8 protein-coding genes are annotated in these 12,212 nt (G+C 41.5%); 6 read left to right on the forward strand and 2 right to left on the reverse strand.

The window, feature by feature from the left end:
• Positions 1–3: 3 nt before the first annotated feature.
• The 6 genes from zwf to R2Q66_RS08360 all read left to right on the forward strand — a co-directional run bounded on the left by zwf (position 4) and on the right by R2Q66_RS08360 (position 7,399).
• On the forward strand, positions 4–1,515 hold the full coding sequence (gene zwf, locus R2Q66_RS08335) for a glucose-6-phosphate dehydrogenase (protein ID WP_316747771.1): 1,512 nt from the start codon (positions 4–6) through the stop codon (positions 1,513–1,515).
• A gap of 90 nt (positions 1,516–1,605) precedes the next feature.
• Positions 1,606–2,331, forward strand: a complete 726-nt coding sequence (pgl, locus tag R2Q66_RS08340; RefSeq protein WP_316747773.1) for a 6-phosphogluconolactonase — start codon at positions 1,606–1,608, stop codon at positions 2,329–2,331.
• A 690-nt stretch (positions 2,332–3,021) separates the two neighbouring features.
• Positions 3,022–4,617, forward strand: coding sequence for an Ig-like domain-containing protein (locus R2Q66_RS08345; RefSeq protein WP_316747775.1), 1,596 nt, complete (start codon positions 3,022–3,024; stop codon positions 4,615–4,617).
• Positions 4,618–4,645: 28 nt separating this feature from the next.
• Positions 4,646–5,428: a hypothetical protein gene (locus R2Q66_RS08350; RefSeq protein ID WP_316747777.1), complete on the forward strand. Its 783-nt coding sequence runs from the start codon at positions 4,646–4,648 to the stop codon at positions 5,426–5,428.
• An 18-nt stretch (positions 5,429–5,446) separates the two neighbouring features.
• Complete coding sequence (locus R2Q66_RS08355) at positions 5,447–6,388, forward strand: gliding motility-associated C-terminal domain-containing protein (protein WP_316747779.1); 942 nt, start codon at positions 5,447–5,449, stop codon at positions 6,386–6,388.
• Positions 6,389–6,406: 18 nt separating this feature from the next.
• Positions 6,407–7,399, forward strand: coding sequence for a type IX secretion system membrane protein PorP/SprF (locus R2Q66_RS08360; RefSeq protein ID WP_316747781.1), 993 nt, complete (start codon positions 6,407–6,409; stop codon positions 7,397–7,399).
• 138 nt (positions 7,400–7,537) lie between these two features.
• Here the strand turns inward: R2Q66_RS08360 and R2Q66_RS08365 are convergent, their stop codons facing one another.
• Both R2Q66_RS08365 and R2Q66_RS08370 read right to left on the reverse strand, forming a co-directional pair.
• Positions 7,538–8,962 (reverse strand): RagB/SusD family nutrient uptake outer membrane protein, encoded by a 1,425-nt coding sequence (locus R2Q66_RS08365; protein ID WP_316747783.1) that lies wholly within the window; start codon positions 8,960–8,962, stop codon positions 7,538–7,540.
• Between the two features lie 24 nt (positions 8,963–8,986).
• A complete protein-coding gene (locus tag R2Q66_RS08370; protein ID WP_316747785.1) occupies positions 8,987–12,043 on the reverse strand; it encodes a TonB-dependent receptor in 3,057 nt (1,018 codons plus the stop codon).
• Positions 12,044–12,212: the final 169 nt, after the last annotated feature.

Below are 12,212 nucleotides of genomic sequence, written 5' to 3' on the forward strand. Positions count from 1 at the left end.
CAAATGAAAACAAGCATCAACGTCAATCCAACCATAATCGTCATTTTTGGTGGTACCGGTGATTTAAATTTGCGCAAACTTGCGCCTGCACTTTACAATCTATATTCTGATGGTTTCATGCCAGCAAAATTTGAGATTATTGGTACAGCCCGAAAGAAGCTTACGGATGCTGACTTCAGAAAAACACTGATGGGCGGTGTAAACAGCTTTTCGAGATCCGGTAAGGTGAATGAAGAGAAGTGGACAAAATTTGCAGAACATATTTCTTATAGTCCTGTAGATGTGGAAGCTCCGGAAACTTTCGGTGTTTTAAAAGCCAATATCGAGAAGTTTCAAAAGGAATTTGGCCCTACAACACAGGTGCTTTATTACCTGGCAGTAGCCCCTAACCTTTTCCCTCTCATCGCAAAATGTCTTTCTGACTTTGAGCTGGCTGGTGATGAAGACAATTGCAGAATCGTAATTGAGAAACCTTTTGGAAGAGATTTAGAAACTGCAAGAGAACTGAATGCCATTCTTACCGGCATCTTTACAGAGAAACAAATCTATCGTATTGATCATTATTTAGGTAAAGAAACGGTACAAAATATCATGGCTTTCCGCTTCGCGAACTCATTTTTAGAGCCGCTATGGAACCGTACTTATATTGATCACGTACAGATTTCTGTAACGGAACAATTGGGTGTTGGCGAAAGAGGTGGTTACTATGAAAGTGCCGGTGCATTAAGAGATATGATTCAAAATCACCTTTTACAATTGCTTTGTCTGATCGGGATGGAGACGCCAATTAACTTTGACGCTGACGAGATCAGGAATAAAAAAGTGGATGTATTGAAGGCTATGCGTCCTTTTAGTCCGGAAGACATCAGATTTAGTACCGTTCGCGGACAGTATACTAAAGGCTGGGTAGAAGGAAAAGAAGTACCTGGTTACAGACATGAAACCGGTGTTGATGCAGATTCTAATACCGAAACTTTTGCCGCAATTAAGTTCTTCGTAGACAACTGGAGATGGCAGGGTATTCCTTTCTATGTGCGTACAGGAAAGCGTTTATTCCAGACTTCTTCGCTAATCACGATTCAGTTTAAGGATGTGCCTCATCAGGTATTCCCTTCGGCTGTGACGGAACACTGGCAGCAAAACAGGCTGATCATTAGTATCCAGCCGGAAATGAGTATCCGCTTACAGGTACAGGCGAAAAGACCAGGTTTAGACATGGTTTTAAACCCTGTAGACATGGTATTCGACTATAAAGGCACTTATACTTCACAAGCACCAGAGGCTTATGAGACCTTGCTATTAGACGTAATGACCGGTGATCAGACGCAGTTTATGCGTGCAGATCAGGTAGAAAGCGCCTGGGAATTGTTAATGCCTATCGTAAATGCATGGGAGACCAAAAAATCATTGAGCTTCCCGAATTATGCGGCAGACTCATGGGGTCCGGAAGATGCAGAAGCTTTGATCGCCAGAGATGGCTTCCACTGGTTCACTTTACCTTTGAAAGACGAATAAAAACATAAAATAAACATTGTTCAAGAGGCTAATTCTGATACGGTCTATACCGGTTCGGAATTAGCCTTTTAGCGAATAAAACCATTACGAATGAACTTATTGATTTATAAAACCCAGGAAGAATTACAACAGGATTTAGTCGATTATATTGTTGCCATCGCCAATAAAGCGATTGAAGAGCAAGGCTGTTTCAATTTTGTACTAACCGGGGGTAATTCTCCAAAAGAATTGTACCACTCGCTGGCTACAACCTATAAAGATAAAATCGACTGGACTAAAGTATATTTCTTCTTCGGTGATGAACGAAATGTAATGCCTGATCATGAAAGCTATAATGGCTTAATGGCGAAAAAAGCAATGCTTGACCTGTTAGAGATTCCTGCAAACCAGATTTTCTATGTGGATACTACCCTTGCTCCTGAAAAGGCAGCAATTGAGTATACGAAAGCAATTAACAAGCATTTCGATGGTGCAGACCTTTGTTTCGACCTGATTTTATTAGGCATGGGCGATGATGCACATACCGCTTCCCTGTTCCCGGGTACTTCTATCCTGAACAGTAAAGAGGTGGAAGTGGATTCTGTATTCGTAGAGAAACTTTCTACGTACCGCATCAGCTTTACCGCTCCGCTGATCAATAAAGCAAAAAATATCGCGTTTTTAGTTTTTGGTGAGAATAAAGCCGAAGCCGTGAAACACGTGATTGAAGATCAAAAGAAAAACCCTAAGTTATACCCTACACAGTTGATTAATCCTGTGGATGGTAGTGTAACCTGGTTCTTAGACGATGCTGCCGCAGCATTGTTAGATCACTAGGTTTATATTTAAGTATATGGTGTAAGACCGGCAGTCATTTGAGATGACTGCCGGTTTTTTTGTTTTACTTAACCGCAGCTTCCTATTTATTTCCTTTGATGGTGTTGTCTTTTGAGGACATCCTTCCCCAAAACTAGTCAGTAGACTTTAGTTTTAAGTAATTATACGCGTTCCAGAATTAAAAGCACTGAATGAAGCACTTGTTCGTTTTGACAACCACTTGAATATTCATCAATCATTTATTCTTTCATGAAATATTTTTCAATTAAACTAACTACAAAAGAGAATATTGCAAAGTTTTTACCTCATTTAGGAGTATAACACGAAAACAGAGTATTATTAATGAACAAACTGAACGGCCTTTAAACCCGTAATCTCTATTAAGTTTGAGGAGTAGTAAATAAAAAGTTGTTTTACATACCCAAAGGGAATAAAATAACTAAAACCTCTCTTAAAATGTCGCTGTTCAGTCTAAAAAACATAAGTGGAAATTGTTTTTTGTTACTGTTAACTTTAATGTTAATAGTGATCTGGGGAGGAGATGTTAAAGGGCAAAGGACTTATGCAACGCTAAGTAGTCAAAGTCCAAATTCTGCAAGCCTACCTAGCAGTAGTGTTACTAATATTAATAATTGCAAAGGCGCTAGTACGACGACACCTCCACCATCAACAGCAGTCCCCTTAACCACAATGAACGCTAAGGGATCAACAGGCCTACTGGGGCTATTGGGTAGTCCTGGTATAGCCTACGTAAATCTTATATTTCCAAGTGGGGTGCCTTTAAATACCATTGTGTATGCAAAAATTTCAAACCTATCACTTCCTTCCTCATTAAGCACGATCTCAGGAGAAGCCTATACTAATACGACTACCGTTGCAGCTGGGTCTAGCTCTGCCATTGTTTATGGGGGAGATGGCTCCATATATGTAGCAGTATCTGCAACAGTTGCTTTTAATCAGGTACGCATTATTCTTAGCGCAACAGGAAGCGGCCTTTTAAATTCCGCTGAGACAGCCGCCGCGAGTGTAAATTATGCTTTTTTTAACACCAGCACAGCAGCAACTGCAGCAGCAGATTGTGGAATACCCATTGGCACCTCAAAATCAGGTAATGGTGAGGTAACTGACTTGGCAAAGGCTATAGATGGTTCATTGATTACACATTCTATTATCACACCGGCATTATTACTTAGTAGTGTAGAACAGAACTTCTACTTTTCTTCGCTATCAGATGCCAATGATGAGTTTAAAGTAACTCTATCTATTCCACCAATGATTTTGAGTCTTGGTGTTGCTAACACAATTACAGTATTTGCCTATAACGGAAGTTCTACAACCCCAGTATGGTCTAAAACTCTTGGAGCACTTGTTAGTCTTGACCTCTTGAATCTACTAGGTAATGGAGTGGCTGTTACGACTTCCATTAAACCCGGTGCGCCATACGATCGAATCTCCATTAATTGCGCTGCTGTAGCAAATGTCTTGTCTGCTTTATATGTTCATGAGGTTCAAAGAACTCCGGCACCCCCGGTATTTACTGTTCCAAATCCAACCATTTGTCCAAATACCTCAACCACACTGGCCGTTACCTCATCTAGTTCAACCACGGCAAAATGGTATGATGCTGCCACAGATGGAAATTTATTGTTTACCGGAAATAGTTTTACAACGCCTGTATTGAGTATTCCTACTACCTATTATGTTTCGATATTAAAAAATGGTTGTACAGGCGAATCAATTAGAGTCCCTGTCCTGGTCTCTTTATATCCTCCACCTGCTGCCCTGCCCGCGATCACAGGCACTTTATCTGTATGTGTTGGTAGTACAACGTCTTTATCAAATGCTATACAAGTAGGAACATGGAGCAGTACAACTCCAACAATTGCTTCAGTGAACGCTTCCGGCCTTGTTACCGGAATCCTTGCTGGAACGGCGACCATTAAATACAGCGTTTCTAATGGAAATGGTTGTATTTCTGAAACCAGCATTAACGTAGTCGTTAATACGCAACCATCGATCCCTGCGATCAGTCAGCATCATTTATGTGTTGGTCAGTCTATAGACCTGATTACTTTAAACCCTGCGGATGCAAACGGAACAACAGGCGGTAGTTACGTCTGGTCTGCAACACCTGCCGGAGCGGCTTTAAGCTCCACGACAGTTACTCCGCCATCAGGCAATATCACCTATTATGTCAGGTATACCAAAGACGGGTGTTTCAGCGATAGCAGTGTTTTACTCAGCTTACACCCCAAACCAATCACTCCACATGTCACTTTAAATTAACCCTTATAAAACTCTTAAACTTAAAATTATGAAAACTAACTTCAAAACCTTAAGACTAGTTGCAGTCGCATTCTCCTTATTCGCATTGCCTTTCAATGCGCTAGCAGATACGTTTGAATTGTATTTGTGTGGTGCCGGATCAGCCAATCTAACTCCCGATCTAGTGGCAATTGCCACGCTTAAAGCAGGTGATAAATTAATCTGGCAGGAAGTTAATCCAGATGACTCACCAGTAGGGGGAGCATCTTCAATTGACGTACTCACCAATGGTGTTGCTCCTCTTTTTCCAGTTACCGGCCTGTCTGTTGGTGCTCATTATTATAAGGTCCACATTATCTCTTCCAGCGCAAACAGTTGCTCCGGAGATGCTTCACCAAAGTTTAACGTGTATTCATTACCAGCTCCAGGTGTTTCAATTGCTGCACCAACACAAGCTTTCTGTATTGGTGGTTCAAATCCTGCTTTAACAAGTTCTATCATTACTGCAACAGCAACTGCACTTGATCCAAAACTTACCGATGTAACTTATGAATTTACCTGGACTGGAACAAAAGGTGGAACTGCCTTGTCTCCTGTGACTTCAGTAGGTACGATCGCTCCGATAACCACAGTAAATGAGAACACATTTACTTTAGATAATACCGCAGGAGTTGGTAATTATATTTTCAAAGCTAGTGTGAAGTATTTGATTCTACCAAATAAAGGCACACTTAAAGGTGATACTGGTACAGGCTGTACAGCTGAATCTGCGGCTACACCAACGATTACAGTAACGCCTAAACCAGCTACACCAACAATTATCATTGGTTAATAATCAGAATAGAAATTAATGTTTAACAGAAAAACAGGTTTTGTGTCAGGTATGCTGTTGCTTAGTGCAACGGCATGCTTTGCGCAATCTAATGGCCCGGCAACAGCAGTTATTCCTGCCGGATCTTCCTTAAAGTTAAGGGCCGCTTCTGTTAATGCAGTCAGTTATCAATGGTTAAAAGATGGCGTCATTATACCTGATGCTGTCAATATTGAATTTGCCGCGTTCCTTCCGGGAACGTATACCGTGATTTCTTACAACACCAACGGATGTGCTTCGGATATTTCAGATCCTTTACTACTTACCGGCGGAAATGTAGTGGTATTGAGTGCCGATGTGATGATCACTAAGAGCTCAGAAAAGAAATCAATTACCGTTAATGATGCCTTTGAATACCAGTTACAAGTGAAAAACAACGGAACCGGAGTCGCTAACAATGTCAAGGTTCAGGATATCCTCCCGGAGAATATGGTCTTAGAGCAACTCCTTAATCCAAGTCTAGGTCTGGCAGATTATTCCTCGGGCAGCAGAACCGTACTTTGGCAAATCAAGAAGCTGGAGAACGGAGAATCAGCAACCCTGAGAATAAAAGTAAAGCCTTCAGGACCAGGTATTCTGGAAAATACGGCAACGGTTACCGCTACTGAAACCGACCCGAATCTGGCAAACAACACTTCTACAGATCGTAAATCGGTCTCTGATTTATTTATTCCCAATGTATTTACGCCTAACAACGATGGAAAAAATGATGCTTTTGTCATTACCGGACTCGAAAGATATCCTGAAAATGAACTGAGTATTTTCAATCGATGGGGATCAGCAGTGCTGGAGAAAAAGCCATACAAGAACGATTGGGATGGCTCCCAACTTTCAGAAGGCACTTATTTTTACCTGTTAAAAGTTAAAATGGCCAATAACAACTGGGAAGTCTACAAAGGGTTTGTAACTATAATCCGTTGATAATAAAACACACCAAACATGAAGTTTTATTTTTCCTTACTATTAACATGCTGTATCACCACAGGCTTAAAAGCACAGCAGGATAGTCAATTTACGCAATACATTTTCAATGGACTTCATATTAACCCTGCTTACGCGGGTACAAAAGGGGACCTTTATGTTCAATCTTTTTACCGTGCGCAATGGCAAGGCATAAAAGGTGCGCCCAGAACCTTCTCTATCGCTGCAGATGATGCTTTTAAAGAAGGTAAAGTAGGCCTTGGAATGATCATTGCAAATGATCAGATTGGTGCACAAAGCAACCTGAGTGCTTTTGCAAACTATGCCTACCACTTAAACCTGAACGACAATGAGTCCTCTACCCTATCCTTTGGATTAGCTGCAGGAATGATGCAATTGGGCATTGATGGAAGCCTGCTCCAGGCGATTAACCCCGAGGATGTGAGTATCCCTTATACCTCACAAACACAGGTTTTCCCCGATGCCAGATTAGGTGTCTATTTTTCAAATGACAATTACTATGCAGGATTTTCTGCAACAAACATACTGGCAAAATATATGTCGAACAGCAGGGATGGCGAAATTTTAATTCCCATACCTCAGCCACATTTCTACCTTACCGCAGGGGCTTTGTTTACCTTAAATGAAGATGTTAGATTTAAACCTTCTTTTCTGCTCAAAGACGATGTCAGAGGACCCCTTTCTCTGGATCTAAATGCTTTTTTCCTGCTAAAAGAAAGGGTTTGGCTGGGTGGTTTCTATAGATCTTCATTTAACATTCACAACCAAAACCTTCAAAAAGACCTGCCGCTTAACAATTCAATTGGCTTGATGACGGAGATCTTTGCCACTCCGGACATCAGAATTGGTTATTCTTACGACTACTCGATCAACAAGCTGCAAAGCTATAATTCTGGCAGCCATGAGATTTCTGTCGGCTTTTACATCAATAAAAAAGAGTACAGAAAGGATTACAGAAGAAACAGGGAAACCAGGTGTTATGATTTCTAATTGATCAACAAGGTTTTCGATTGATCAGGGGTTCTCAAATGAAAAATCCGGCGACTTTGTTAAAAGCGCCGGATTTTTTTATGGTAATCAAATAACTTAATGCCAGAAGGCTTTCAGATACCTGATCTTTTTGTAGGGTTAAAAACCAGTATTCTGTGACAGGTTTTCATTTAATGTTCTTTCTGTTTCAGGGACAGGCATCAACAGGTATTTATCATCCAGCGTAATGTTGTGGATTTTCAGCTGTTGCTGTTTCATTCTGCCCAATCTTAACAAATCGTATCTTCTTTGTCCTTCGGCTGCAAATTCCCAGCCTCTTTCCTCCACTAATGCGCTGATAAAATTATCTTTTCCAGGGGTAGTGACCTCAGTTAAGGGTAATAATCCGGCTCTGTTTCTAACCGCGTTGATGCCGTTAAACTTATTCGGATCGCCACTATTCAGCTGATTCATAGCTTCCGACTGCATCAGTAACACATCTGCATAACGCAGAATCACCCAATTGTTTCTCGCACTATTTCCTTGTCTGGAAAGATCCGTGAATTTTAAGTAGTAGAAATTAGCAGTTCCCGGAACCGCGCCAATCGTTGCCGCTTTCCTCAAATCAGTGTTCGAATAAGATAAAGCGAAGGCGTTTTCTACGTAAAAAGCCTCGTTTCCGTCGTTAGGAAATACAGATTTAGGCAGGTGCATCCTTGGCGTAATCGTTCCTGTACTAGGTGCCAGACCAAATTGAACCGCAAAAATCTCTTCTTTATTTGTCGCTTTCTTATCCGGATTAAACACATCAGCAAAAGGCAGCAAAGTGTATACCCCCGGACTAACCGCAATCACCTTATTACAAGCCGTTAGCGCATCCTGGTAATCTGTGGCTTCTGCCGCAGTGGTAGCTGCTCTGGTCAGGTATACTTTTGCCAGTAAAGCACTTGCTGCACCGCTGGAAGCGCGCCCTTTGCTGGCCGCAGGGATCTTATCTTCTTTCATACAGTTGGCTTCCGCGAACTTTAAATCTGCAACAATCTGTGCATATACTTCTTTTAAAGGTGTTCTGGAAGGTTTCAAATTGTCCGTAGCTTCGGTTGCTTTTAGGATTAAAGGCACGTCACCGTAGCTCCTCACCAGGTCGAAATACGCCAATGCTCGTAAAAACTTAGCGTTTCCAGCAATGTTATCCCTGGTTACCGGGGCAATCGGGCCGTTTTCTACGTTTTGAATCACATCATTTGCACGGTTAATCAACACATAGGAGTTGTTCCACCAGTTAGCCACCTCCCCGTTCGTTGAAGTATAAGTCTGACTGTACAATTCTGGTCTGTTCGTTTGAGGCAAGCCCACTTTCATTTGATCACCGGTCAGGTCATTCAATACCCATACCGTACGACCATAATATTGCTGTGCCTGCATCACACTGATTACCCCGTTTAAAGCCGCGTAGGCATCGCCTTCCGTTTTATAAAAGTTATCCTGAGAAATAAAATCATAGGCGTCCTCCTGGAGGAATTTCTTACAGGACGACATATTCAGCAGCACCATAACGGCGATTAATATATTTATCTTTTTCATTATCTTTTCTTAATAGGTGATCAATTAAAAGCCTAATCTGATTCCGGCAGTATAAGTTCTGGTGGTCGGATAAGCGTTATAATCTGTGTTTAAACTTAAACCGTTGCTCAATCCGAAAGAATTTACCTCAGGATCGTAACCGCTATATTTGGTTAAAGTCAGCAGGTTGGTACCTGTCATGAAAATCCCGGCAGACTTAATGGTTTTACCCAGTCTTTTGCCAATGGCTAAGTTGTAGGCAACAGACACTGTTTTCAACCTTAAAAAGCTACCGTTTTCTACCACATCGCTGGTTACACCAGTCCTTCTGCGCAGCGTACTATTGGCTTTCGGAATGGTATTGCTGGTGTTTGGACCTGTCCAGCGTTTTACTACGGAAGCCAGTTTGTTGGTGGTAAAATCACCGGATTCCATCTCATACCTGTTCAGGTTTAACACTTCATCTCCCTGCACACCTTGTATAAAAATGTTCAGGTTTAACCTGCCATAACTGAAGTTATTGGTAATTCCATAGATAAAATCTGGTTGTGCATGACCGATAATTTCGCGGTCTTTCGCATCGATTACTTTATCACCGGTCAGGTCTGCATACCTCGGATCGCCAGGTAATACACCTTTAATACCACTAGCATCGATTTCCGCCTGAGTTTGCCAGATGCCTAAAAAGCGATATCCGAAGAAAGAACCGATAGACTCCCCTACTCTTAATACACTGGTTCCGCTATTTCCGGAAGGGAAAAGTGCAGAACTTGCATCTCCTACAAAACGTTCTTTTTCTCCGGCAAGGTCGGTCACTTTATTTCTGTTAAAGGAGAACACAAGGCTGGTATTCCACTGGAATTTTTCTCCTTTGATATTATCCGTATTGATCGCCAATTCAAAACCTTTATTGGAAACGCCACCGGCATTGAGCAACATACTACCATAACCAGATGTTCTTGGAATAGATACATTTAGTAAAAGATCTTTAGTTTTCTTACTGTAATAATCGGCAGTTACAGACACCCTGTTATTGAATAAAGCAAGATCTAAACCCAGATCAAATGAAGCGGTAGATTCCCAGGCCAGATTCGGGTTAGGAATGTTACTAGCCGATACACCAACGACGCGGTTACCGCCTAATGTTGCCCCATTTATTCCGTAACGGGCAATTGACTGATAGGGATCGATCTCCTGATTACCAGAAATACCATAACTGGCCCTCAGTTTCAGGTCGCTCACAAAAGGCAATGTTTTCATAAAATCTTCTTCTATGACACGCCATGCAATCGCACCGGAAGGGAAATACCCCCATTTATTATTGGCTCCAAATTTCGAAGAACCGTCTGCACGCATGGTAAAAGTAACCAGGTATTTATCCATCAGCCGGTAATTTACACGGCCAAAAAAGGAAGCCAGGTTGTTTTTCACCTTTCCCGAGCCTGGTACCAATACATTTGCGCCGATGCCGATATTATCTGCGCCCAGTACATTGGTAAAGAAATTATTACTCGCTGCAAAGAAATCACTGTTGTAAAATTCCTGCATACTGAATCCACCAATCACATTTATCGCATTGTTTTTATTAATCTGCTTGTCGTAAGTCAGCGTATTTTCATTTACCCAGCTCACATTATCTGCATATTCTTTTCTCGCTGTCCCAAGGGTATTACTGCCCACAAAAAGATCAGATGGCACATAGAAATCTCTGGATTGCAAGTTAAAATCTGTACCGAATGTTGATTTCCATTTTAAACCTTTAATGATTTCATATTCTCCATAGAAATTCATTAAGCCACGCAGATTTTTGTATTGGTTAGTCGTTTTATTGGCATAAGCAACCGGATTTCCTAAAGCAAAAACGTAGCCTGTAGGGCCGTTTTGAACAGTATAATCCCCGTTGGTATAGACCGGAACTGCCGGGTTAATCCTTAGCGCTTCCAATAAAACACCTCCATTAGAGCCTCCACTGGTATTCACCAAGGCACGTTTATCTAGGCCGGCGGTAAGTTGTGAAGTAAACCCAAAAGTTAGTTTCTCCCCTACTTTTTTGTCCAGGTTAAAGCGGACAGACGCTCTTTTATAACCGGAATTGATGATAATTCCTTCCTGATCAAAATAGTTCATGCTCAGGTTGTATTTCGTATCCGTTGTACCTCCGATAAAATTAAGCTGGTAATTGCTGATTGGAGCGGTTCTGAAAATCTCATCCTGCCAGTCTGTACCTTTCCCTAAAGCGGCAATTTGCGCATCAGTATAAGGTAAAGCTTTTGCAGAAGAAGGAGTTTCCTGGTTTGTCAGCCTTTGTACGTCATTCAGGTAATTTCCATATTGCGTAGCATCCATCATTTTGTAAGGGTTTCTTACTTTTTGAAAACCATGATAGGCTTCGAAATTAATGGAAGACTGACCCGCAGCACCTTTTTTAGTGGTGACGATAACCACACCGTTTGCCCCTCTACTTCCGTAAATTGCGATAGAAGATGCGTCTTTCAGGATGTCAATGGACTGAATATCGTTTGGATTGATCGAGTTTAGATTCCCGGCTCCAGGAAATCCATCGATTACAAATAAAGGTTCATTGCTAGAATTGATGGAGTTGGTACCACGGATTCTCAAACTTACCGCCCCACCAGGTTGAGCTTGTGTTTGTGTAACCTGTACGCCACTTGCGCGACCTTGTATCATTTGATCAACACGTGTGATCGGTACATTTTCCAAACTCTTTGCCGTGATAGAAGAAACGGCACCGGTCAGGTCTTTTTTCTTTTGAGTACCGTAGCCAATCACAACAATTTCATTTAAATCGTTATTTTCTTCTGCAAGGCTGATGTTTATTGGGCCTTTGGCAACGGTATAATCTTGTGTGCTAAAACCGATACTGGTAAAAACAAGGACGTCGCCGGTTTTAGCAGCTATAGAGAATTTACCCTCGGCATTGGTCAAAGTGCCAGCACCAGAGCTTTTAACTTTTACGGAAACTCCGGGAATTGGGTTGTTGGATTTATCTTTAACCGTCCCTGTGACCGGTCCGGTTTGGGCAAATGCAATCATGCAGCAGAATTGCAGGAAAGCAATAAGAAGAGTGATTCTTTTCATCATATTATATTTGGTTTTGGTTATTGGTTATTCGTGGTTGTTGGTTGTTAGTAGTTGTTCCTGGTTGTTTTCAGTCCCCGCTTATTCGTAGTTGTTTGTTATTTCCTCTTCGGTTTTAATGATAACTATCCTTCTCACCACCTATTTTCATACGGAGACGAGCAGATTTTAT

It is taken from the genome of Pedobacter gandavensis (genome assembly GCF_032677645.1).
In the GTDB taxonomy this organism is placed as follows: domain Bacteria; phylum Bacteroidota; class Bacteroidia; order Sphingobacteriales; family Sphingobacteriaceae; genus Pedobacter; species Pedobacter gandavensis_A.